The 22,867-nt window shown below is 63.8% G+C and carries 19 protein-coding genes; 8 read left to right on the top strand and 11 right to left on the bottom strand.

The annotated features are described in order from the left end of the window. Positions 1-47 precede the first annotated feature (47 nt). Positions 48-455: a hypothetical protein gene (locus tag ACTUWL_RS24550; RefSeq protein WP_021080056.1), complete on the bottom strand. Its 408-nt coding sequence runs from the start codon at positions 453-455 to the stop codon at positions 48-50. A 282-nt stretch (positions 456-737) separates the two neighbouring features. Between ACTUWL_RS24550 and ACTUWL_RS24545 the strand changes: the two genes are divergently transcribed. Further along, positions 738-2,093 (top strand): metal-dependent hydrolase family protein, encoded by a 1,356-nt coding sequence (locus ACTUWL_RS24545; protein ID WP_021080057.1) that lies wholly within the window; start codon positions 738-740, stop codon positions 2,091-2,093. Between the two features lie 384 nt (positions 2,094-2,477). Here the strand turns inward: ACTUWL_RS24545 and ACTUWL_RS24540 are convergent, their stop codons facing one another. The 4 genes from ACTUWL_RS24540 to ACTUWL_RS24525 are packed head-to-tail and all read right to left on the bottom strand — an operon-like array spanning position 2,478 to position 4,515. Next, positions 2,478-3,146 (bottom strand): aquaporin, encoded by a 669-nt coding sequence (locus ACTUWL_RS24540; RefSeq protein ID WP_021080058.1) that lies wholly within the window; start codon positions 3,144-3,146, stop codon positions 2,478-2,480. Beyond that, positions 3,146-3,673 (bottom strand): arsenate reductase ArsC, encoded by a 528-nt coding sequence (locus ACTUWL_RS24535; RefSeq protein ID WP_021080059.1) that lies wholly within the window; start codon positions 3,671-3,673, stop codon positions 3,146-3,148. The genes ACTUWL_RS24540 and ACTUWL_RS24535 overlap by 1 nt, the downstream gene beginning before the upstream one ends. A 9-nt stretch (positions 3,674-3,682) precedes the next feature. Then, positions 3,683-4,156 (bottom strand): ArsI/CadI family heavy metal resistance metalloenzyme, encoded by a 474-nt coding sequence (locus ACTUWL_RS24530; RefSeq protein WP_021080060.1) that lies wholly within the window; start codon positions 4,154-4,156, stop codon positions 3,683-3,685. An 11-nt stretch (positions 4,157-4,167) separates the two neighbouring features. Further along, entirely contained in the window at positions 4,168-4,515 is a 348-nt protein-coding gene (locus ACTUWL_RS24525) for an ArsR/SmtB family transcription factor (protein ID WP_021080061.1), read from the bottom strand. Between the two features lie 577 nt (positions 4,516-5,092). On the opposite strand from ACTUWL_RS24525, the gene ACTUWL_RS24520 reads away from it, so the two are divergent. Beyond that, a complete protein-coding gene (locus tag ACTUWL_RS24520) occupies positions 5,093-5,692 on the top strand; it encodes a hypothetical protein (protein ID WP_021080062.1) in 600 nt (199 codons plus the stop codon). Between the two features lie 546 nt (positions 5,693-6,238). Further along, complete coding sequence (locus tag ACTUWL_RS24515) at positions 6,239-6,850, top strand: PAS domain-containing protein (RefSeq protein ID WP_058606185.1); 612 nt, start codon at positions 6,239-6,241, stop codon at positions 6,848-6,850. A 348-nt stretch (positions 6,851-7,198) separates the two neighbouring features. Here the strand turns inward: ACTUWL_RS24515 and ACTUWL_RS24510 are convergent, their stop codons facing one another. The 5 genes from ACTUWL_RS24510 to ACTUWL_RS24490 all read right to left on the bottom strand — a co-directional run bounded on the left by ACTUWL_RS24510 (position 7,199) and on the right by ACTUWL_RS24490 (position 14,116). Then, positions 7,199-7,906: a L,D-transpeptidase gene (locus ACTUWL_RS24510; RefSeq protein WP_021080063.1), complete on the bottom strand. Its 708-nt coding sequence runs from the start codon at positions 7,904-7,906 to the stop codon at positions 7,199-7,201. Positions 7,907-8,016: 110 nt separating this feature from the next. Further along, positions 8,017-8,898: a molybdate ABC transporter substrate-binding protein gene (locus tag ACTUWL_RS24505; protein ID WP_106940505.1), complete on the bottom strand. Its 882-nt coding sequence runs from the start codon at positions 8,896-8,898 to the stop codon at positions 8,017-8,019. Positions 8,899-9,022: 124 nt separating this feature from the next. Beyond that, positions 9,023-10,216, bottom strand: coding sequence for a DUF1501 domain-containing protein (locus tag ACTUWL_RS24500; RefSeq protein ID WP_021080065.1), 1,194 nt, complete (start codon positions 10,214-10,216; stop codon positions 9,023-9,025). A 15-nt stretch (positions 10,217-10,231) separates the two neighbouring features. Continuing rightward, positions 10,232-11,776: a DUF1800 domain-containing protein gene (locus tag ACTUWL_RS24495; protein ID WP_021080066.1), complete on the bottom strand. Its 1,545-nt coding sequence runs from the start codon at positions 11,774-11,776 to the stop codon at positions 10,232-10,234. A 36-nt stretch (positions 11,777-11,812) separates the two neighbouring features. Next, complete coding sequence (locus ACTUWL_RS24490) at positions 11,813-14,116, bottom strand: caspase family protein (RefSeq protein WP_106940507.1); 2,304 nt, start codon at positions 14,114-14,116, stop codon at positions 11,813-11,815. Positions 14,117-14,311: 195 nt separating this feature from the next. Between ACTUWL_RS24490 and ACTUWL_RS24485 the strand changes: the two genes are divergently transcribed. From ACTUWL_RS24485 to ACTUWL_RS24465, 5 genes are all read left to right on the top strand, one after another. Next, a complete protein-coding gene (locus ACTUWL_RS24485; RefSeq protein WP_021082267.1) occupies positions 14,312-14,983 on the top strand; it encodes a DUF4286 family protein in 672 nt (223 codons plus the stop codon). 241 nt (positions 14,984-15,224) lie between these two features. Beyond that, complete coding sequence (locus tag ACTUWL_RS24480) at positions 15,225-17,024, top strand: FAD-dependent oxidoreductase (protein ID WP_021082266.1); 1,800 nt, start codon at positions 15,225-15,227, stop codon at positions 17,022-17,024. Next, positions 16,994-18,841, top strand: a complete 1,848-nt coding sequence (locus ACTUWL_RS24475) for a 2-oxoacid:acceptor oxidoreductase subunit alpha (protein WP_021082265.1) — start codon at positions 16,994-16,996, stop codon at positions 18,839-18,841. Before ACTUWL_RS24480 ends, ACTUWL_RS24475 begins: the two co-directional genes overlap by 31 nt. After that, positions 18,838-19,893, top strand: coding sequence for a 2-oxoacid:ferredoxin oxidoreductase subunit beta (locus ACTUWL_RS24470; protein WP_021082264.1), 1,056 nt, complete (start codon positions 18,838-18,840; stop codon positions 19,891-19,893). The genes ACTUWL_RS24475 and ACTUWL_RS24470 overlap by 4 nt, the downstream gene beginning before the upstream one ends. A 246-nt stretch (positions 19,894-20,139) precedes the next feature. Further along, positions 20,140-21,432 (top strand): IS4 family transposase, encoded by a 1,293-nt coding sequence (locus tag ACTUWL_RS24465; protein ID WP_110201936.1) that lies wholly within the window; start codon positions 20,140-20,142, stop codon positions 21,430-21,432. 131 nt (positions 21,433-21,563) lie between these two features. Here the strand turns inward: ACTUWL_RS24465 and ACTUWL_RS24460 are convergent, their stop codons facing one another. After that, the gene (locus ACTUWL_RS24460; protein WP_106940516.1) at positions 21,564-22,754 is read right to left on the bottom strand and encodes an ABC transporter substrate-binding protein; all 1,191 of its coding nucleotides are present in this window, start codon (positions 22,752-22,754) and stop codon (positions 21,564-21,566) included. Positions 22,755-22,867: the final 113 nt, after the last annotated feature.

Genomic DNA, 22,867 nt, shown 5'->3' with positions numbered 1-22,867 from the left:
CTCATAAGCCGGAGCGCCCGCAAGGCGACGCGAAAGCAAACGCTGCATCACATCGCGAGCGGCTTTTCATCAACGCGGCGGCAGGGACGCTGATCCGCTCCGAGAAATCGGCCCACGCCGTCGGCTGCCTGTGCGGCCGGATTGATCAGGGAGCGTAGCCGCAATTCATCGAACGGCAGGTTCGTGTTGATCCGGCCCGAATGATACAGATAGCTGTCGATATCGATAGCTTTCAGATGCGACAGCTGCACCTCGCGCTCTTCGTAGCGCACCGTGTAATCATTGCGCGAACGATAGTCGAAATCGCGCACGCCGGTGAACCGCACGCGGTCGCCGTCGATGAACGCCCGCGGCATGACGGCCACTTCCGGGCGCCAATGACGATCATGTGACGGGGGAATGGCGATCCACCATCCGACGACGCCGAAAAACAGCGCGGCCACCACTGCGGACATGCTGCGCCGCCGCGACAGCCACAGCGCCCAGAAAGCCGATGATCGCAATCAGCCGGTCGGCGATTCGAATCAGAAATCCGGCAAGTGCACTCATTGACGTCCTTGGCGTCGGGGCGCTTACATCGCGGCGGACAGCGCGAGCGTACACGCATTGAACTTCACTTGTCAGACCCGCTCTGGTAGCATTGATGCCGGCGTGACGGTCCGCAAATGGCGACCGTCCAGATGCGATACTGTCACAGGCGGCGCTCACTGCTGGATTCCATCCGCGAGGTATCTGCGATGGTTGCCCTGTCCTTGCGAGCCTTTCGTGCCACGCTTCCGCTTCTAGCCCTCGGTCTGGCGCCCGCGGTCTGCGCCCAGGGCACTCCACCGGCGCCCATCAGCACGACGTTATTTCAAAATGTACGCATCTTCGACGGCAAGGGCGGTTCGCTCTCGGCGCCGTCTGACGTCCTTGTGAGAGGCAACGTCATCGAGAAAATCTCGGCGACGCCGATCACCGCCGAGCCCGGCAGCACCGTGATCGCCGGCAGCGGGCGGACGCTGATGCCTGGCCTGATCGACAACCATTGGCATGCGATGCTGATCCGGACCAATCCCGCTCAGGCGATGGGCGACGTCGGCTTCAACAACATCGCCGCCGGTGTCGAGGCGACCGACACATTGATGCGGGGCTTCACGACGATCCGCGACCTCGGCGGCCCGACCTTCGGCCTGAAGGACGCCATCGACCAAGGATTGATCGCCGGACCGCGCATCTATCCCTCCGGCGCGATGATCACCGTGACCAGTGGACACGGCGATTTCCGCCAATTATCCGATCTGCCGCGGACGATCGGCGGCATGCTGACGCGCATGGAACAGGTCGGAGGCAGCATGATCGCCGACAGCCCGGACGAAGTCCGCGTGCGCGTCCGCGAGCAACTCATGCAGGGCGCTTCCCAGATCAAACTGACGGCCGGCGGCGGCGTCTCCTCGCCCTTCAGTCCGATCGACGTGTCGACCTTCACGGAGGCGGAGCTGCACGCCGCGGTCGAGGCGGCCGAGAACTGGGGGACTTACGTCACGGTGCATGCCTTCACCCCCGCGGCGATCCAACGGTCGATCGCAGCCGGGGTGCAATGCATCGAGCACGGCTTCCTGATGGACGAGGCGACCGCGAAGCTGATTGCGGACAAGGGCGTGTGGCTGAGCACGCAGCCGCTTCCCGAAGAAATGCGAACCGGCCTGGCGGCCGGATCGGTGCAGCGGGCAAAGGCCGATGAAGTCTGGCCCGGCATCGCCAGGACCTACCAACTGGCAAGGAAGTATAAGATCAAGACGGCGTGGGGCACCGACGTTTTGTTCTCCGGGGCATTGGCCAAGCGGCAGGGCGCGATCCTCGCTTCGCTCACCCGCTGGTACACGCCCGGCGAAGTGCTGGTCATGGCGACGTCGACCAACGCCGAATTGCTGGCTTTGTCCGGCAAGCGCAATCCGTATCCCGGCAAGCTCGGGGTCGTCGAGCAGGGCGCGCTGGCCGATCTTCTGCTGGTCGACGGCAATCCGCTCGAAAATATCGATCTGGTCGCCGACCCCGCCAGGAACTTCAAGGTGATCATGAAGGACGGCAAGATCTACAAGAACGAGAGTTGAGACGGTGGGCGCCACCGAGCGTGTCGCGCCACATCCGAGGGCCGACCTCCTCGGAGAAGCCGGCAAGGCCCCGGCCCGGTTCGCCGAGACGGTGGGCAGGATAGCAGTCGCCCCCTGATTGACGCGGATGTCCCGGCCGCCGACGTCGTCGAAGCCAGGTTGAACTGCTCGCGCATCCGGCGCCCGGACCGGCGGCCGACGCCGTTGCCTATGCCGGCAGCACGATCACCTCCGTCTTGACGAGCGTTCGCGAATAGAGGGCGAGCATGTCCGGGCTGAGCAAGCCAGTACGGATGCCAGGACATATGGAGCATGGATCGCTGCGATAGAAGCCGCGTCTGCGGCGGATGCAACCCGTACACTGTCAACGGTAATGCCCATGGCCTATGCCGGCTTCCTCTCGCGCCACAGCCACCCGGCGAGGGCAACCGCAGCCAGCATGCCGACGGACTGAGCGACGATAAAAGCGGCAACGCCGCCGGGCGCTATTCCGGCAAAGGTGTCGGAAAGCGAGCGCGCGATTGTCACCGCCGGATTCGCGAACGAGGTCGAGGCTGTGAACCAATAGGCCGACGTGATGTACAGGCCGACGGCATACGGAATCGCCCCCGGTGCCCTGGCGGCGCAACCGAATATGGTCAGGAGCAAGCCAAAGGTGGCAACCGCTTCAGCGAGCCATTGCCCGCTGCCGGAACGCTGCGTCATCGAGAGTTGCAGCACCGGCAGTTCAAACATGAGGTGAGCCACCCATACTCCCGCGACGGCTCCAACGATCTGAGCAGCGATGTAGGCAACCGCAATTGGCCAACGCAGTTCGCTCCGAATCGAGAGCGCGAGACTTACGGCAGGATTGAAGTGCGCGCCTGAGACCGGTCCGAAGACCAATATGAGCACAGCGAGAATTGCGCCGGTTGGGATGGTATTGCAAAGCAGCGCGAGCGCAACATTCCCGCCCGCGAGCTTCTGGGCCATGATCCCGGAGCCGACGACGGCAGCCAGGAGAAGCGCCGTGCCAAGCAATTCCGCGACCAGACGGCGCGCCAGCGTCGGCATCAATGCGCTTCCGTGGCCTTGGCCGTCGAGCCTTCCATTTGCCCGATCTCTCGGAGCTTGCCCTGCAAGCTGAGCGCGTCGATGGATCGCAGAGGCAGCGCGGTAAAGACGGCAATTCGCTGATTGAGCATGCGATAGGCATCCTCGAATGCGACCGCGATTTCGGCCGGCGTCCCCTTCGCCTCAGCCGGATCAGGAATGCCCCAGTGGGCTGTTGCAGGATGTCCGGGCCAGACCGGGCATGCTTCAGCCGCCGCGCTATCGCAGACCGTGAACACGAAGTCGAACTGGGGCTCGCCGGCCTTGGCGAACTCGTCCCATGATTTCGAGCGGTAGCCCGACGTATCGTAGCCCATGTTTTCGAGAAGATGGATGGCGTGCGGATTGACCCGGCCCTTGGGCTGGCTGCCGGCGCTGTAGGCGCGGAAATGACCTGCGCCCACCTTGTTCAAGATCGCTTCCGCAATGATCGAGCGCGCCGAGTTTCCGGTGCAGAGGAACAGAACGTTGTATGGGCGATCAGCCACGGCGCACCGTCACGTCGCGCAGCACGCGGAAGAACCTGGCGCTGCCTGCGGGGCGCAGCAGGCCGATTGCTTGCCATGCGCGACGCGCGCCGTGTTCTCTCCGGTGCCATCACCATAGACCGTGCTCTCGCCGGTCGTGTGAAAGGTTTCCCAGGCGATGCCTGCGGGATCGTCGATCCACGACTTCTCGGACTTGGCGTAGCAACAGGCCGCCTCGCCCTGCTCGATGATGTTGCCCCCCGCCTGACTCAAGCGGTCGTAGACCTCGTGAAGCTCCTCTTGGCTCTCAACCTGAATGCCGAGATGATCCAGGCCGGGCTCGCGGCCTCTGGCCGAAATGGCGAAATTCACGCGAGGATCATCGAGCATCCACTTTGCGTAATCCGTCTTGAGAACCGTTGGTTGGGCAGCGAACAAGGCAGAGTAGAAGCCTACGGACTGTGAAAGATCGCTCACGGTGACGTGGACATGAAGGCGCTTCATGGAGTGTCCTTTCAGGCTGGGATTTTCGTGCGCTTGCGCGCCGGTTTGCATTCGGCGGCGGCAGGCGCACAGGGCGCGCCGCCACAGCAGTTTTCAGTCAGGAAGCCAAGGAGCGCGTTCATCTGCTCGAACTGCGCGGCATAGATCATCGAGCGGCCTTCGCGGCGAACGCTGACAAGACCCGCCGCGCGCAGCCGGTCAAAGTGAAATGTCAGCGTATTGGGCGCAAGATCGAGAGCGCCGGCGACTGCGCCCGCTGGCATGCCCTCCGGTCCGGCTTGCACGAGCAGCCGGAATATATCGAGGCGATTGTCCTGCGCGAGTGCCGCCAAGGCGGCAACAGCATCGGTCTTTTTCATACTTCAGTATTTATCGAAATAAAGTCCGCTGTCAATAACATTTCAGCATTCATTGAAATATCGAGGGCAAGCCCTTTGCCGGATTGCGAAGCCGGGATGGAATGATCCGAAGGACCGCCGCGCAGTGTTGCTGGTGCCCGCCCGCGACCTCGCACGCGCTCGTCGCGCGCCCGGCGAGGCAGCGAAGTCCGCATCGTCGATGGCGCAAGCCACATCCTCGACGACCCCGGCATCCGCAACGCGGTGATGAAGTCGATCGCGGATCTGGCGGCGAGACAATGACCAGGGCGCCCGGCATGTTCTCAAACCGAACTTGGCTCCGCTGAAAGTTGACGTATTGGCCAGTTGGCATCCTCGTCAGGATGGAGATGCCCAGCACAAATGGCTGCGGGAGTGGTTAGTCAGCGTCCTTTAGATGCATTGAAGTCCGCTTCTGACCCATTTCGGAACTCGCAACTTCTTGAGTGAAATTTGGTCAGACCGCAGAACACTCTTTGACTCACATCAAAAATGGCTTGGCGCGGCATGTTAATCGGCAACATGGGGCGGCGTTATTCGACTTCATGGAGACCAGTAAATGGCTACACAAAGCAATATCCACTTCTTTACAAATTGGGCCAAAGAGCGTCTCGACGAAATGGACGCAACGGTGACCTCGCTTGAGGGCAAGGCTGCCGAGGTGCAGGCCGATGTCCGCGACAAAGCGAAGAAGGTTCTTGCTGATCTGCGCTCGCAGCGTGATGACTTCCGTGACACCATGAAGAAGCAGTCGGAAGCTAACGAGGCCGCGTGGATCCAGACAAAAGCAAAGCTTGAGGCTGACTGGGGCTTGTTCCAGGCCGAGGTCAAGAAATATGTCGAAAGCTTCGGCAAGCAAATCGAGCACCAGCAGGCGACGTTCAAGCTTCAAGCCGATGCCCAATTGAAAGCGTGGCGCGAAGTAGCCGAGAAGCTTGGCCGCGATGCCAAGAAATTCGCCTCTGAGCGTCGGGACGATATCGACGCCGCCGTTAAGCGCATGAACGCAGATGCAGTCGAGGCGGAGAAAAAACTAGAGAAGTTGAATCAGGCGGGAACCCAGTCATGGTCCGCACTCATGGCGGCCTTGACGGAAACGCGCACGGCCTTCGATCGCGCCAATGAGGCTGCGCGGGAGGCGTTCAAGCGAGCTGCTTGATGGAGCACCCGGTTAGACTCGGAGAGACCGCTGCCAGGCGGTCTTTTTTTGTTCGACGGGGATCAAGAATTGACATTCTCGGCGTGTGTCGACGGGCGAACGCGACCGGACCGCCTGGGACTGGCAGCGTTATGTCGCCTCTTGGCCCGTGGCTGACCTCAGCCCAGAGCGCGGCGATGTCCGCTTCCGAGAGGTGACCCGACCAAGGGCATGCCGGCTGCCGGGGGCAGCCTTTGACCCAAAGCGGCGGTAGCCCCTCTCCGCGCCATTGCACACGGTTGTCTTGACAGCCTGAACGAGCGTTTGCCTGAAATAGATTCGCTTTCGGCTTGCTCCAAGTGCCGCAGTTCCATGTTATCGCGATCATACAAGCCGAGCCTGACGTGCAGCACGCACAAAGCCGAGTATTGGCGTTTGAAACCTGGGTTCGACTTGGCTCAACTCGGATTGCTGGCGCATTTTCAATGGTCCCTAACGGTTCGCAAAGCGGTATAAGTGAACATAATCGCCCCGAGTACAGGAGCTGACTGCACGAGAAAGGTGATCATGATGGATGCTCTCCACCACCCGACTTTTCGCTCTCCCGCAGCACAAATGCTCAACGCTCAAAAAGCCTGCCGCCTTCTGTTCGAGACTGCGCCGATTAGTCTCCTCGTGCTTACTCCAGAGTTGCGGATCATCGATGCCAACGACTCGTATCTTGCCGACGTCGCGATGGAGCGCGATGCCCTCGCGAGCATGTCGATGTTCGAAGTCTTCCCTGATAGCCCGCACGATCTTAGGGCTGATGGTGTGCGCAACCTTCAAGCGTCTTTTGACGCGGTGATGCATACCGGCCGCGCGGACGTGATGCCCCTGCAGCGGTATGACATTAAACCGCAAAGGCGGCCATGGGAGGTTCGCTACTGGCATCCGAAGAATTGGGCGATGATAGACGAGGGAGGTTCTGTTCTCGCCTTGGTACACCACGTGAGAGATGTAACCAGAGAGATCCTCGCGCAGAGGGAGATGAGTTCACGCGCCTCAATAGGCGATCTCTTGCGACGAGCCGATGTTGCAATACAGGATAGCCGAGAAATAATGTCGTTGGCGAGGAAAGATCGCGAGGTGAGCAAAGCGCTTACTCGGCAGGTTCTAAGGCAGAAACCGTACCCTTAATGGCGTAGCCGTCATCTGTAATGCTATTTATTATAAGTCCTTGCCTACTTCCGCTTCTGGGGCCCATAACCGAAATTCGCCCTGAGCATCGGAACGTCGGCTTGTTGATGTGAAGCGGACCCAATCTCCCCGATCGAGATGGCTGCCTTTGCCCCATAGCGGCCACGACGTTGACCCGACAAATAGCGCCCTCGATGCTTGTGCAACGAGCACGCAGCGCTTCGGCCTGCTGTCCGGATTTCGCCGTGACACCAGGGTGAGCCGCACGCGTTCAAGCCGGCACAGTCTAGCCGACGGGATTCTCGGAGAGCTACTGGCGGTGCCTCGACCGGCGGCCGACGCCGTCGCCTATGCCGGCAGCACGATCACCTTCGTCTTGACGGGCGTTCGCGCATAGAGATCGATCATGTCCTGGCTGAGGAGGCCGGTGCAGCCGCTCGTAATGCCGTTCCCGATCGTTTCGGGGGCGCTGGTGCTATAAATCGTGTAAAGCGTGTACACCCCGTTTTGGTAGAGGTAGAGCACGCGCGCGCCGAGTGGATTGTCGAGGCCTCCCGGCATGCCGCGCGCATATTTGCCGGCCTCCGGCTGGCGCGCGATCATCTCCTTGGGCGGCGTCCAGGTCGGCCATTCGGCCTTGCGCCCGACGTAAGCCTCTCCGCTCCATCGGAACCCATCGCGGCCGACATTGGCGCCATAGCGGGTCGCGTTTCCCTCGCCTTCGATGCGGTAGACATAGTATTTGCCGGGATCGACGATGATCGTACCGGGCGCCTCACCGCTGTCGTACTTCACTGTCTTGCGAAAATATTTCGGATCGACCTTGCTGACATCGACCGCAGGGATCGGGAATTTCTCGTCGGGCACGGGCCCGTAGAGCTTCTCCGCCTCGGCGAGGCTCATGTAGTCGGATGCGCAACCGGCTACGCTCAGTGCGGCGAGACCGGCAGCAGAGCCGGCTAGAAACGCCCGGCGGTTGAGAAGCCGCGACCGAGGCCCGGGCAAAGCACCCTCGTCCATCGCGTCGGCGTCGGCATTTCCACGGTCCGTCAACATGATTTCGGATTTTCCCTTGTCCCGTCGTACGCCCGGATAAGACTTTGGCATACCGCAGGAAGGTGGAGAAAAAGTTCTTCGTCAGCCGGGGTCGAAAATCTCCTTGACGCCTAGGCCGGATCCATTCCCTTGGACTTGAGCACGGCGGAACCGGTCGGACCGGTGAGGAGCTCGATCAGCGATCTGGCGGCTGCCGGATCCTTGCTCGTGGATCCGATGCCGACCGCGAAGACGATCACGCTGTTCAAATCACCGGGCAGAGGGCCGACCACCTGAGCCCCCGGAACCGCGGCAATTTCCGAGGCCTGTGCGACGCCCATTTCGACTTCGCCCTTGGCGACGAGTTCGCCCGCTTCGGCGCCCGGCACCAGGACCGTCTTGGATTTCATCTGCTCGGCGATGCCGAGACGATCGATGACCTTGGCGAAATAGACGCCACTGGCACCGCCCTTCGCTGGATCGGCGTAGGAGATCGATTTGGCGGCGAGAAGCGCAGTCTTCAGTTGCTCCACCGTGCCGATGTCGGGCTTGGGCGCACCGGTACGAACCCCGACGGCGACATAAGAGCGGCCCACGTTGACGATGCTGCCCTCGGCAACCTTGCCCTGGGTCAAGAGACCGTCGAGGGCCGCGCGCGACAGGATCATCACATCTGCGGTTTCGCCCGCCTCGATCCGCTTCTTCAGATCGGCGATCGTGCTGTAGACGACGATTAGCTTGTTGCCGCTGCCGCTCTCGAACTTCGGGATCAGTTCGCCGAGTGTGGGGGTGAGCGCGACCGTGCTCATGACCTTGACGTCGGCCGCATGCGCGGCGGGTGCTGCCGCTTCCAGAGTTAACAGGAACGCCGCCGTGAGGGCGGCCCGCCGTGAGAAAAACCGTCCCATCATGGCTTGCTTGCCTCCCGGTTGGCTGCATCCCAGGCATGAGCCTAAGCGGGACAGCGTCGCCCGCGCGGCCTGGACCGGTTCGCCGGCCATACCGGCAGCCATGCAAGATTTCTGAATAATAGAAGTGTACTGTTGATTTGCCCGACGTGTCAAGTCGCCGGGTCGAACCCCGGCAACCTGTCGCTCCTTTGCATGGGGTTGTTTTCGATATTTTTGCAGTGCCACTTCAAACCAGGTTCAGGTCCTTCGGCTTGATGCCGGTGAAGATGCGCTCGAGGCTCGCCTGCTGCAGGCCGTAGACGTGCTGGATCAGGCCGGCGAAGAACGCCTTGTAATCGGTCAGCACAGGAAAGTCGCGGTTCTGGAACAGCGTCGCCTGGGCGACCTGGACCTGCTCGCCGGCCATCCGGCCGCCATTGATGCCGCCGCCCATCACCCAGTAGACGCTGCCATGGCCATGATCGGTGCCGCGGTCGCCATTCTCGCGGAAGGTGCGGCCGAACTCGGAGATCACGACCACGACGGTGTCGCGCCACATCTGAGGGCCGATCTCTTCGGAGAAGCCGGCAAGGCCCCGGCCCAGTTCGCCGAGACGGTCGGCGAGATAGCCGGTCGCGGCGCCCTGGTTGACGTGGGTGTCCCAGCCGCCGACGTCGACGAAGCCGAGGTTGAACTGCTCGCGCATCAGGCGGCCGATCCGCCGCGCCGACAGTTCGAAGCCGCGCGGCGACACCGCGCCGCGGTTCGCCGCCATCATCTCCTCGGAGACCGACTTGTAGACGTCGTCGCGGACGCGAAAACCTTCGGACACCGAGTTGGCGAGGTCGCCCTTGCCGTACATGTCCCTGATCAGCCGCGCCTGGCGGTCGTCGACACCCGGCTTGCTGACGCTGGCGATGCCGATGTTCGGGATCTGGTTCTGGCCGCGGAAGATCAGCGGCAGCTGGTCGGTGAAGGAGATCGGCTTCACCCGCGTCAGCTCGGTCGCGAGCCGGCTCATGAAGCCGGAGCGATAGTCGCGGCTGCCGCCGACCGCCTGGCCGAGTTCGATCGTGTCCTGGGTTTCGAAATGGCTGCGCGAAAGGTCGTCGCTGGTGCCGGCAAACGGCACGAACGCGATCTCGCGCTTGGCCCACAGCGGATAGATCGAATCGCGCAGCGCCGGATGCAGTCCCCATCCGGCGTCGAGCGCCAGCGCGGCGTTGGGATTGCCCGCATCGGGCCGCGCCACCGCAAGCGTCGGGCGCGAGGCGTAGTAGAACTCGCTGCCGACCGGCACCACCACGTTGGCGGCGTCGTAGGCGCCGCGCAGGAACACCACCAGCATGCGCGCGTCGGTGGCCGGCGCCGCCCAGACCCGGCCGGCCAGGGTGAGCGAGGTGGAAGCGGCGAAGGCCTTGATCAGTTCGCGGCGGTTCATCGTCGAACCTCCCTTTCAGTGCATGAACTCGGGTGACGACAGAAACAGCGTGTTCCAGTCCTGCGGTGAGACCGCCTGGTCGAGCGCGGCGAGCGTGGTCGGGCTCAGCGTCTGCCTGATGTTGCTGAAATAGAGCCCGTTCATCACGAGCGGAAACGCCGGCTGGTCGACGGCATTGGGCTCGTTCGGCTTGAACAGTCCGGCCGATCCCGAGCCGATCGCGCGCGCGATCTCGAAACGCAGCATCATCTGCCCGGGACCGTTCCAGGCCGCCGACAGCATCGAATAGCCGTCGGGCGTCTCGTGATTGAACAGACCTTCGGACAGGCGATTGAGCCAGCCCTGGATCGGCAACGTATTGAGGATCACCTTGTTGTCGTAGGCGAGCCGCACCGACGACATCACGTAGAGCATCGGGTCCTTGAACTTGGCGCCGCCCTTCAGGCTCGCGGTGAATTCCGGCGCATGAACCAGCGTCGACATCACGGCCGCGATATCGCCGTCGGTCTTCTGGAAGGTCTGCGCCATCTGCTGCACCAGCGCCGGCGGCGGATTGTCGGACACGAAATAGGTCGCCAGCTGCTTTGCGATGTGCGTGGCGGTCGCGGGATGATGGCAGAGAATGTCGAGGGCCTCATCGACCTCGGCGAGGCCGCGGCCCTTGATCTGATGGCCCAAGAAAGCCTTGTCGCCGAAATCGTGGCGCGCCGGATTGAACTCGAAGGCACCTTCGCGAACCAGCTGCGACTGCTGCTCGGGCTTCAGCTTCGGATCCTCCGACTTGAAGTCGATGCCGACGCCGGTGAGGATCCGCGCCAGCGCCTCGACATCGGCCTGGGTGTAGCCTGAGCCGACGCCCATGGTATGCAGCTCCATGATCTCGCGGGCGTAGTTCTCGTTGAGGTGACCGGCCGCGTTATCGGCGTTGTCGAGGTATCGCAGCATCACCGGATGATGCAGCGTCGCCGACAGCAGGTTGCGGAACTTGCCGAGCGCGTTGGCGCGGATCGCGCGGTCCTCGTAGTCGCCGACCAAGACGCGGATGTTGGCCTTGTACTGGTGAACGTTGAAGTGGTTGAACCAGAACCAGGTCAGGCGTTCGCGCAATTGATCCGGAGCATAAAGCGCGCGCAGGATGGTGCGGGCCGCGGCCTGCCTGGCGCGGTCGTTCATGGCCTGCTGATAGACCTGTTGCGCCGCCTTCTTCTGCTCCGGATCGGCTACCTGGTTGGCGGATTTGCCTTGCTGGTCGAACGAGGCCGCGATGTCGAACGGGAAGCGATGCACGTCCGGCATCGCCTCGATCTGCTTCTGGACGGCGTCCGGCAATACGGTGCCAGCCGGATGCAGTTGCTCCTGCAACCAGCGCTCGGTGCCGACCTCTCGCAGATGCGCCGCGCTGGACGCGTTGACGCCCCAGGTCAGGCGATCGAGCAGCGCGATGTCCTGCGCGGCAAGCTCGGCCGCCCGTGCCGGCTGGTGATATGCCACCAGCGCGGCGATCGTGCCGATCATCAGTTTCGCGACTGTCCGCGATCCGAGTGTGGCCGTGGTGCTCATCAAAGGCTGACCTGCTCGGCTCATGGTGTCACGCCCTCAGTGTTTGCATTTGCCGGGAGGGCACGCCGGCGCGGCGCGGGCTGGTGCCGCGGGCCTTGGCGGCGGCGCTGCCATCCGCGGCGGCGGTGCTGCGCGTTGCGCCTGCATCGCCGGCCGCGGTGGCGGCGGCGCAGCACGTGGGGCCGGCGCCGGTGCCGGACGCGGCTGCACGGCTGCGGCACGCGGCGGCGGCGGCGCTGCGGCCCGTGCCGGCGCGGGCCGCGAGACCGGCGGCGGCGACACCGCGGCATGCGCCGGTGCCGAACGCGCAGCCGGCGTCGTCCGTGCCGGTGCCGCGCGGCTCGCCGGCCCTGCCGCGGTTGCGGGCTTTACGTTTGCGGTCGGCGCGGTCGTGGCATGCATGAGCTGTTGCTGCCGTCCTGGTTTGCCGGCGGTCGCGGGCGAGGCCGGCGCGTTTGCTGTCGGTGCAACGCCGGGCTTGGCTGGAGGCGCAGGTTGCGCGTTGGCAGGCGCCATCGCCGTCGCCGGCTTGCCTGGCGCTGGCGCATTCGGCTTCGCCCCGGGTTGCGTAGAGCCGGGCTGCGCGGCGCCCGGCTGCATGACGCCCGGCTGGGCGGCGCCATGCTGCTGCGTGGCGTTGGCCGGCGCGGTCGCCGACTGCGGCAGCGGCGGTCCATTCTTCGCGCCCGGCAAAGTGTGCGCGCCCGGAGCGCCCATCGCGTTCGGCGTGGTGGCGGCGTTGGGCGCCGCGCCAGGGGCTCCCATCGCGCCTTGCGCCGGCGTCGCGCCTTGCGGACCGCCTGGTTGCACCAGGTTGGCGCGCTGCATCGCGGCGGCCGGCAGTTGCGGAGCCGCCGTGACCGGCGCCCCGCCCATCGCTGCGGTCACCCCGGCGGCATGGAGCTGCGCCGGCGTGGGGTTGGGATTGTTGATGACGGTGTTGATGACCGTCGTGTTGTGGATGTTGTTGAACACGATGTTGTTCTGCGGCGGCACCACATAGGCCGGCGCGGCGACATAGGCCGGCATCGCCACGAAGAACGGCGTCGGCAGCACGAACAGGCCGATCGGCGGCGGCGGCGGCGGCAGCACGACGAAGTCCGGCGGCGGCGGCGGCAGGAAGAACACCGGCGGCGGCGGCGGCGGCGCGAAGGCGAACACCGGATCGCTGTAGTAGAGCACCGGACGGTCGACATAGACGATCTCGTCGGGCGGCGGCGGCGGCACGTCGTAATCGATCGCCGCGAACTGCGGCGGCGGCTCCAGCGCGGCCGACAGATAGGCGAGCCGGCGCCTTGCGTCGTAAGCATGCGGCCCGCGCGGATAACGCCGCAGATACGACCAATACGCGTCGGCCGTGTCGGCGTTGTAGGTGCGCCGCCAGGTGATCGCCTCGCGCCGCGCCGCCACGATCGCGCGCACCCGCTTGGCCAGCGGATCGGTCGGATAGGCCTGCAGGTAATCCTCATAGCCTTGCAGCGTGTCGCGCTCCAGCGCCGCCGCATAGGCATCCTGCGCCGGGAAATCGCGGATCGGCTTGGTGCGCAGTCCGGCATCGACCTGCTGCGGCGGCGCATCCGGCTTGCGCTCGAAGAACATGAAGGGCGCGTCGACCTTCTGCGCATTCCACGGGATCTCGGCGCCCTTGGTCATTTCGTTGACCCGCAGGCGAACGCGGTCGAACACCTCGGGCAAGGTCAGGCCGCCGGCGCGAATCATTTCCGCCAGCGCCTGCGCGTAGGGCCCGTAAGGCGGCGCGCCGTCGGGGGCGACGGTGCCCGGCGCCGAATTGAAGGCGATCAGCATCTTCGGTTCGGGATCGACCAGCGCGAGGCCGCCGGCCAGCGGCTGGCCGTCCTTGGCGAAGGGATTGCTGCGCGCCGCATCGAGCACGATCACGCCGGCCTTGATCGGCAATGCCGAGAGCAGATGGCTGTAGTCGGAGATGCGGATCGCCTCGACCGGCACGTCGGTGTCGCGGGCGATCTTGGCGTCGACCGGCACGAAGTAGTTCTCGCCGGTGAGTTGCACGCCGTAGCCGGCGAGGTAGACGAAGGCGACGGCGTTCGGTCCGGCGTCCTGCACCTTCTGGATGAAGTCGCGGAACGACTTGCGGAGCGTCTCGCTATCGAGATCGCGCGCCCCGATCACGTCGAAGCCGGCGGCCTGCAAGGTCTGCGCCACCAGTCCGGCGTCGTTTGCGGCGGTCTGCAGCGCGCCGGCCTGGTAGGCGCCGTTGCCGACGACGAGCGCGAGGCGCTTCTCCTGGTCCTCCGCATGGACAGGAAGCGCGGCGAACGACACCAGACCGACGATCAAAGCCCACAGAATGCGCGCCATAGTGGTCGTCCCTTTTCTTCTCGAGAGTTGGCGTAACGGATGGAAAGGCTACTTCCGTGAATGCGCGCTGAACAGGATTGCGGCAATTGTGGCAATCCTTGGTCTGAGCCGCCCGCGGCGCCCGGATCCGGCTTCCCCGGCCGGCGCCGGTCGGCGATATTGTGCAGATAAAACAAGGCAAAAAAGGAGCACCCGATGCCAATCGCCGGACAAGGCATGCTGCTGACCTCGATGGATATCGACAGCTTACACGAAGCTGAATTCAACCGCTGGTACGACCGCGAGCATCTCGAAGAACGTGTCGCGATCGAGGGATTCGAGGAGGCCCGCCGCTACGTCGCCCATGACGGCAAGCCGAAATATCTCAGCCTCTACTCCACCACCACCTTCGAGGTGCTTGAGAGCCCGGCCTACCGCAAGGCGCTCGCCAACCAGACCGACTGGTCGAAGACCAACATCGCGCGCTTCCAGAACATGATCCGCGGGGTGGCGCGCATCACCATCAGCCGCGGCGTCGGCCGAGGCGCCGCGCTCGGCATCATCCGCCTCCGCCCGCCGGCCGAAGGAGCGGACCGGCTCCGCGCTGCATTGCGGGAGCAACTCGATCCCGCCGCGCGTGATGGCATCATCTCGATGCATCTCCTGGAGAACGATCCCGTGCTGTCGAAGCCGCTGACGCCGGACGCTGGCAAAGCCGATCCCGGCGCCGGTGACTGGTTCGTCTTGATCGACGCCACCGACGTCGGCGCAGTCCCTGCGGCCGCGGCCGTCATCACGGGCAACGCAGCCTTGAAACCGATGGTGGTCACCAGCGGCGTCTATCGATTGCTGTGGGATATCGTGAAGAGCGATCTTCCGCGCGGCTAGCAACGCAGATTGGCGGTGCGCACATGCTGCACCGCCACATAACGCAATCGAGATTAACGCTACACGCGCATCAGCCGCGCGAAAGCAGATGATCGGACAATTTAGCCTTTGCCTTCTCTGGAACGGCTCTAATAAGATAAACCTATGATCCAATTCAAAAACCGGAACAACGCCACGTGAGCGTTCGTCGTCAACGATAAGGCCGCGCGGTCAGGCATTTTTGCGCGGGTCAAAGGTAGGAATGAAACCGACTGATATCTCGGCGCCGGATTACTTTCATAAAGTAGTCGATTGCCAATGGGCCTGTCCCGCACACACCCCCGTTCCCGAGTACATCCGGTTGATTGCTGAGGGGCGTTACAGCGACGCCTACATGATCAATTGGAAGTCCAACGTGTTCCCCGGGATTCTCGGGCGCACCTGTGACCGTCCATGCGAGCCGGCGTGCCGCCGCGGCCGGGTCGAGGACAATCCGGTCGCGATCTGCCGCCTGAAGCGCGTCGCCGCCGACTTCAAGGACGACATCAAGCATCGGCTGCCGAAGCCGGGGCCGAAGAACGGCAAGCGCATCGCGCTGGTCGGCGGCGGCCCTGCTTCGCTTGCCGTGGCGCGCGATCTCGCGCCGCTCGGCTATCACTGCACCGTGTTCGACGGCGATCCCAAGGCCGGCGGCATGATGCGCAGCCAGATTCCGAAATTCCGCCTGCCCGACAGCGTGATCGACGAGGAGACCGACTACGTCCTCAACCTCGGCGTCGAGTTCAAGGGCGGCCAGCGCGTCGACAGCCTGAAGCAACTGCTCTCCGAGAACTACGACGCGATCTTCGTCGGAAGCGGCGCGCCGCGCGGCCGCGAGCTCGACATTCCCGGCCGCAAGGAAGCCGGCGCCAACATCCATATCGGCATCGAGTGGCTCGCCAACGTCTCGTTCGGCCATGTCGAAAAGATCGGCCGCCGCGTCATCGTGCTCGGCGGCGGCAACACCGCGATGGATTGCTGCCGCACCGCGCGCCGGCTCGGCGGCGAGGCCGTCAAGGTGGTCGTCCGCTCCGGCTTCGAGGAGATGAAGGCCTCGCCGTGGGAGAAGGAAGACGCCATCCACGAGGACATCCCGATCCTCAACTACATGGTGCCGGTGGCATTCAAGCATGTCGCCGGCAAGCTGATCGGCGTCACCTTCCAGAAGGTCCGGGCCGAATACGACGACAAGGGCCGGCGCAATCTGGTGCCCTCGGGCGAGCCGGACGAGACCATCCCCTGCGACGATGTGCTCGTTGCGGTCGGCCAAGAGAACGCGTTCCCCTGGATCGAAGCCGATTGCGGCATCGAATTCGACAAGTGGCACATGCCGAAGGTCGACCCCAAGACGTTCGTCTCGACCAATCCGAAGGTGTTCTTCGGCGGCGACGCGGCGTTCGGGCCGAAGAACATCATCTGGGCGGTGGCGCACGGCCATGACGCCGCGCTGTCGATCCACAAGATGCTGTCCGGCGAGGACATCAACGAGCGTCCGCTGCCCGAGGTGCACGTCTCCTCGCAGAAGATGGGCATCCACGAGTGGAGCTACGACAACGACATCTCCGCCGACAAGCGCTTCAAGGTGCCGCATCGCGACAAGGTGGTGGCGCTGAAGGACATCCGCGCCGAAGTCGAGCTCGGTTACGACCTCAAGCTCGCGCTCGGCGAGGCGCAGCGCTGCCTGAATTGCGACGTGCAGACGGTATTCTCCGCGCCGCTCTGCATCGAATGCGACGCCTGCGTCGACATCTGCCCGATGGACTGCATCAGCTTCACCGAGAACGGCGAAGAGGATGATTTGCGGCAACGGCTGAAGGCCCCTTCGCCGCATCACGACCAGGCGCTGTACGTTTCCGGTGACCTGAAGACCGGCCGCGTGATGGTGAAGGACGAAGACGTCTGCCTGCATTGCGGACTGTGTGCCGAGCGCTGCCCGACCGGCGCCTGGGACATGCAGAAGTACCTCATCGATATGGCTCAAGCGGGATCAACATGTCAGTCCAAAGCCCGATCAGCAGCGTAAACGACTTCGTCGTCCGCTTCGCCAACGTCAACGGTTCGGGCTCGGCTTCCGCGAACGAACTGTTCGCGCGTTCGATCCTGCGTCACGGCGTGCCGGTCTCGCCACGCAACATCTTCCCGTCCAACATCCAAGGCCTGCCGACCTGGTATGAGGTGCGCGTCACCGAGGACGGCCATCTCGGTGCCCGCGGCGGCGTCGACATGATGGTGGCGATGAATCCGCAGACCTGGGACAAGGACGTCGCCTCGATCGAGCCCGGCGGCTATCTGTTCTACGATTCGACCAAGCCGATGCCGTCGTCGAAATTCCGCGAGGACATCACGGTCATCGGCGTGCCGCTGACCGCGATCACCAACTCGACCTACACCGATCCTCGGCAGCGCCAGCTGTTCAAGAACATCATCTATCTCGGCGCGCTCTGCGCCCTGCTCGACCTCGATCCCAAGGTGGTCGAGCAGCTGATCGGCGAGCAGTACAAGGGCAAGGAGAAGCTGCTCTCCTCCAACGTCCATGCGCTGCATCTCGGCCGCGACTGGGCGCTGCAGAACCTGAAATGCCCGCTCGGGCTGCGGGTGAAGAAATCCGACAAGGTCGGCGACCGCATCTTCATCGAAGGCAACAGCGCCGCCGCGCTCGGCGCCGTCTATGGCGGCGCCACCGTGTGCGCCTGGTATCCGATCACGCCGTCATCGTCGGTGGCGGAAGCCTTCACCAGCCACTGCAAGAAGTATCGCCACGATCCCGAGACCGGCAAGGCGAAATACGCCATCGTGCAGGGCGAGGACGAGCTCGCCTCGATCGGCATCGTGATCGGCGCCTCCTGGAACGGGGCGCGGGCCTTCACCGCGACCTCGGGTCCGGGCATCTCGCTGATGACCGAATTCATCGGCCTGTCCTATTTCGCCGAGATCCCGGCCGTGATCATGAACATCCAGCGCGCCGGCCCCTCGACCGGCATGCCGACCCGCACCCAGCAATGCGACGTGATCGCCTGCGCCTATGCCTCGCACGGCGACACCAAGCACGTGCTGCTGTTCCCGGAAGATCCGGCCGAGGCGTTCGAATTCGCCGCCGCCGCATTCGACCTCGCCGAGCGGCTGCAGACCACGATCTTCCTGATGCTCGATCTCGACATCGGCATGAATCACCGGCTGTGCCGCCCGCTGAAGTGGGACGATGCGAAGCAATATGACCGCGGCAAGGTGATGACCGCGGAGATGCTCGAGGAAGGCCGCGACTTCGGCCGCTATCTCGACGTCGACGGCGACGGCATCCCCTATCGCACCTATCCCGGCACCCATCCGACCAAGGGCTCCTATTTCACCCGCGGCACCTCGCGCGACCGCTATGCGCGCTATTCCGAGGAAGGCGCCGTCTACGCCGACAACATGCAGCGCCTGGTGCGCAAGTTCGAGACCGCGCAGGACATGGTGCCGCGGCCGCTGCAGGCCAACGCGGCCAAGCCGACCAAATACGGCGTGCTGTATTTCGGCTCGACCTCGCCGGCGATGGACGAGGCGATCGGGATACTGGAGGCGCGCGGCCATCAGCTCGACCGCATGCGCATCCGCGCCTTCCCGTTCCACTCCAGCGTCGCGAGCTTCATCGCCGACCACGACTTCGTCTATGTGGTCGAGCAGAACCGCGACGCGCAGCTGCGTCAGCTGATCGTCAACGAGAACGGCATCGACCCCGTCAGGCTGGTGCCGATCCTGCACTATGACGGCACGCCGATCACCGCACGCTTCATCGCCAACGCGATCGGCGACCACCAGGACCACCTCAAGGTGACCCCTCTCCGCAAGGCCGTGACATGACCTACATTGCAAAGCCGAAGTTTCATCACCCCGGCCTGAAGAAGAACGAGCTGGGCTATACCCATCGCGACTACGAGGGCAAGATCTCGACGCTGTGCGCCGGCTGCGGCCACGATTCGATCACCGCCTCGATCATCGAGGCCTGCTACGAGCTCTCGATCGAGCCGCACCGGGTGGCGAAGATTTCCGGCATCGGCTGCTCGTCGAAGACCCCGGACTATTTCCTCGGCAATTCGCACGGCTTCAACTCGGTGCACGGCCGCATGCCGTCGGTGCTAACCGGCGCCAACCTCGCCAACCGCGACCTGATCTATCTCGGCGTCTCCGGCGACGGCGACAGCGCATCGATCGGCTTCGGCCAGTTCGCGCATTCGATCCGGCGCGCGGTCAACATGACCTATATCGTCGAGAACAACGGAGTGTATGGCCTGACCAAGGGCCAGTTCTCGGCGACCGCCGACCGCGGCTCGAAGTCCAAGAAGGGCGTCACCAACACCGACAATGCGATCGACCTGGTTGCGATCGCATTGCAGCTCGGGGCCACCTTCGTGGCGCGCAGCTTCTCGGGCGACAAGACGCAATTGGTGCCGCTGATCGCGGCCGCGATCCGCCACAAGGGCGCGTCCTTCATCGACGTGATCAGCCCCTGCATCGCCTTCAACAATCACGCCGGCTCGACCAAGAGCTTCGACTATGTCCGCGAGCACAATGATGCGGTGAACCGGCTCGACGTGCTGGTCGGCCGCGAGCCGATCAGCGTCGATTACGCGCCCGGCACCGTGCAGGTGGTCGAGCAGCATGACGGTTCGCGCCTCGCGCTGCGCAAACTCGACGCCGACTACGATCCGCATGATCGGCTCGGCGCGATGACCTTCCTGCAGAAGCATGCGGCCAAGGGCCAGATCGTCACCGGCCTGCTCTACGTCGATCCGGACGCCGAGGATCTGCACACCCATCTCGACACCGTCGAGACGCCGCTCAACGCAATGGATGAGCAGGCGCTGTGCCCCGGCTCGGCCGTGCTGGACAAGATCAACGCCAGCCTACGGTAAGCGCTCATTCTCGCCGTCATAATGAGGCGGCAAGGATGTACAACAAACTCCGTGTCGTCCCTGCGAACGCACTAGGGCATGCACACATCTAGTTGGGTGGGGATTCCCGAATCGGTATTTCGTGTGATTCATATTGCGGCACTTCGGCTTTGGCGGAGGTGTCGACATGCTGGCGCAAATTGACTGGTCATTAGGTCGGTTCGGGGATCTCCGCCTCGATAAAGGGGGGCGGCGCTCGTCGAATGCATGGTCGCGGGCAAGGATGTCTGCCTGCGACGGCTGGCAGGAGGCATGCGTGCCCGGGAGGTGCGCTTCAACCGCTTTCTCGGCAATGCCAAGGTGACGACGACGCGGATAATCGAAAGCTGGAGCGATGGTACGGTAATGGCGGCCGAAGGCCGCCATGTGCTGGCGATCCAGGATACCAGCGAGATCAATTTTGCCACCAAGGCACAAAACCGGCGTGGCTTGGGCGAGATCGGTCATGGCAACACCCGCGGGGTGTTGCTGCACCCGATGCTGGCCGCAGACGCGGAAAGCGGCTGCTGCCTTGGCCTGTTGCACGGCGAGATCTGGACCCGCCAGGGCCGCCGCACCGTCTCGCACGACAATCGCGATCTGAAGGACAAAGAATCGCAACGCTGGATCGCGACCGCTCTGGCAGCCAAGCCGCTGTTGGCGAAGGCTGCGATGGTGACCATGCTGGGCGACCGCGAGAGCGACATCTTCGCGCTCTACGCCTGCGCCGCAGAACACCAGTTCCACGTCATTGCCCGGAGCATGCATGATCGCAAGCTGGCGGATGGCTGTGGCCTGTATGCGGCCAGCGAGGCCATGACCAGCATCGAACAACGGACCATCGTATTGCCTGCGCGAGCACAACGGCCTGAGCGGGCTGCGCTTCTCGATCTGCGCTTCGGCGCCGTCGAACTGGCCCGACCGCAAACCAAGTTCCTGCGCCATCTGCCGAAAAGCCTACCCTTGATCCTGGTCGATGTGCGCGAGATCGAGCCGCAGGCCGGGATCGAGCCGCTGCACTGGCGGCTGCTCACCACGCATCCGGTGACGAATGCAGAAGAGGCCTGGCGCATTATCGAATGGTACAAGCGGCGGTGGCTGATCGAGCAGTTCTTCCGCATCTTGAAGACACAAGGCCTCAAGCTCGAAGACAGTCAGATCGGGACCGCCGAGCGGCTTCTCAAGCTGGTCGCGATCGCGGCCAAGGCGGCAGTCATCTCCCTTCAGCTTGTGCAGGCGCGCGATGGTCGCGACAACCAGTCTGTCCGAATTGCCTTCAATGCTGGGGAAGTCGCTACACTTGCCGCCCTCAATCGCAACCTCGAAGCCCAAAGCAAGCGGCTGAGAAACCCGCACCCGCCTGACAGCCTCGCTTGGGCCGCCTGGATTATCGGCCGGCTCGGCGGCTGGGACGGCTATCCATCGTCCAAACCGCCGGGCCCCATCACTATGAAACACGGCCTGCAATACTTCCACGCCGCAGCCGCTGGATGGTCCCTCAGAGATCTGTGCATGCCCTAGTGCGAACGCAGGGACCCATAACCACCGATGCAGATCGTCGAGCTACGCTGGAACGACGAGTCCCATTCATAACAACAGCCGCGGCGTATGGGTCCCTGCTTTCGCAGGGACGACGGCGGAGCTATTGACGGCTACTTGTCGCTCAGCACATCGCCGAACAGCGCCCAGGACTTGCCGTCGAACCGCGCCATCTGGATCTGGCGGATCGGCGTCACGTTGTCGGACTCGGTCTGCACCTTGATGCCCGGCAGCAGCATCGGCAATTCGAGCGGCTTCAGATTGGTCGCCTGTTTGATGATGTTGTCGCGGCTGTAGTCGCCGTTGCAGTTCTTCAGCACCGCCGTCATGACCTGCGCGACCGTGTAGCCCTGCACATTGAACAGATCGCCCGGGCTCGCATTGGGCTGATACTTCTTCATCCAGGCCGAGAACTCCTGCTGCCCGGCGTCGTCGGCCCAGCGCGGATCGGTCGGGTCCTTCAGGTAGAGCCCGGTCACGACACCGATGACGTTCTCGAGCCCGGCCGGCTCGAGCACCGCGGAGACCGAGTTGGAGACTGTCGGCAGGATGGTCAGCGGCTTCCAGCCCATGCTCGCCGCCTTGCGCAGCGCTTGCGCGGCGAATTTCGGCGTCGCCTCGGCGAAGAACACATCCGCGCCGGACTCGCGCATCGTCACCATCTGGGAATCGATGGTCGGATCGGTGGTGAGGTATGTGGTCTCGGCGACGATCTGGCCGACGTGCTCGCCGAGCCCGTCCTTGAAGCCCCTGAGATAGTCTTTACCGGCGTCTTCGTTCGGCGTGATGACGGCGATCTTGGCGTCCGGCTTGGTCTTCAGGATGTACTTTGCATAGAGCCGGCCTTCGAGCTCGTAGGTCGGATTGAAGCCGACCGTCCACGGGAACTGCTTCGGATCGTTCCAGCGCGTCGCGCCCGACGACACGAACAGCTGGGGGACCTTCTTGATGTTGAGATACTTCTGCACCGAGATGTTCGGCGCGGTGCCGACCGCGCTGAAGATCGCGAGCACCTCGTCCTGCTCGACCAGCTTGCGGGTCTGCTCGACCGTCTTCGACGGCGAATAGCCGTCGTCGAGGCTCTCGAACTCGATCTTGCGGCCGTTGATGCCGCCCTGATCGTTGAGCATCTGGAAGTAGGCGGCCTCGGCGCGCGCGATGGTGCCGTAGGCCGACGCAGGGCCGCTATAGGGCGCGGTATTTCCAATCTTGATCGCGGAATCGGCCGCAATGGATGACGAGATCGACGCAGCCATGAGCGCGGTGACGGCGAGAAGACCCGCCAGGCGGGAGCGAGTTGACAAGAGCGTATCCTTTTCTTGGTTTTCTTGACGCGGCGCACCTTATCAATCGCGCCCGCGCAGGCAATCACCAAGACGGCAGCGAAATTTCCGCAAGCCGGCAATCACGCTCGCGC

This window comes from Bradyrhizobium sp. WCU1, assembly GCF_053474805.1.
This window is presented reverse-complemented; position numbering and strand designations above follow the sequence as displayed.

What these genes read in the sequence shown, in the direction of transcription:
- ACTUWL_RS24550 (WP_021080056.1), bottom strand. Translation starts at nt 455, where the DNA reads ATGTCCGCAGTGGTGGCCGCGCTGTTTTTCGGCGTCGTCGGATGGTGG.
- ACTUWL_RS24545 (WP_021080057.1), top strand. Translation starts at nt 738, where the DNA reads ATGGTTGCCCTGTCCTTGCGAGCCTTTCGTGCCACGCTTCCGCTTCTA.
- ACTUWL_RS24540 (WP_021080058.1), bottom strand. Translation starts at nt 3,146, where the DNA reads ATGCCGACGCTGGCGCGCCGTCTGGTCGCGGAATTGCTTGGCACGGCG.
- ACTUWL_RS24530 (WP_021080060.1), bottom strand. Translation starts at nt 4,156, where the DNA reads ATGAAGCGCCTTCATGTCCACGTCACCGTGAGCGATCTTTCACAGTCC.
- ACTUWL_RS24525 (WP_021080061.1), bottom strand. Translation starts at nt 4,515, where the DNA reads ATGAAAAAGACCGATGCTGTTGCCGCCTTGGCGGCACTCGCGCAGGAC.
- ACTUWL_RS24520 (WP_021080062.1), top strand. Translation starts at nt 5,093, where the DNA reads ATGGCTACACAAAGCAATATCCACTTCTTTACAAATTGGGCCAAAGAG.
- ACTUWL_RS24515 (WP_058606185.1), top strand. Translation starts at nt 6,239, where the DNA reads ATGATGGATGCTCTCCACCACCCGACTTTTCGCTCTCCCGCAGCACAA.
- ACTUWL_RS24510 (WP_021080063.1), bottom strand. Translation starts at nt 7,906, where the DNA reads ATGTTGACGGACCGTGGAAATGCCGACGCCGACGCGATGGACGAGGGT.
- ACTUWL_RS24505 (WP_106940505.1), bottom strand. Translation starts at nt 8,898, where the DNA reads ATGGCTGCCGGTATGGCCGGCGAACCGGTCCAGGCCGCGCGGGCGACG.
- ACTUWL_RS24500 (WP_021080065.1), bottom strand. Translation starts at nt 10,216, where the DNA reads ATGAACCGCCGCGAACTGATCAAGGCCTTCGCCGCTTCCACCTCGCTC.
- ACTUWL_RS24495 (WP_021080066.1), bottom strand. Translation starts at nt 11,776, where the DNA reads ATGAGCACCACGGCCACACTCGGATCGCGGACAGTCGCGAAACTGATG.
- ACTUWL_RS24490 (WP_106940507.1), bottom strand. Translation starts at nt 14,116, where the DNA reads ATGGCGCGCATTCTGTGGGCTTTGATCGTCGGTCTGGTGTCGTTCGCC.
- ACTUWL_RS24485 (WP_021082267.1), top strand. Translation starts at nt 14,312, where the DNA reads ATGCCAATCGCCGGACAAGGCATGCTGCTGACCTCGATGGATATCGAC.
- ACTUWL_RS24480 (WP_021082266.1), top strand. Translation starts at nt 15,225, where the DNA reads ATGAAACCGACTGATATCTCGGCGCCGGATTACTTTCATAAAGTAGTC.
- ACTUWL_RS24475 (WP_021082265.1), top strand. Translation starts at nt 16,994, where the DNA reads ATGTCAGTCCAAAGCCCGATCAGCAGCGTAAACGACTTCGTCGTCCGC.
- ACTUWL_RS24470 (WP_021082264.1), top strand. Translation starts at nt 18,838, where the DNA reads ATGACCTACATTGCAAAGCCGAAGTTTCATCACCCCGGCCTGAAGAAG.
- ACTUWL_RS24465 (WP_110201936.1), top strand. Translation starts at nt 20,140, where the DNA reads ATGGTCGCGGGCAAGGATGTCTGCCTGCGACGGCTGGCAGGAGGCATG.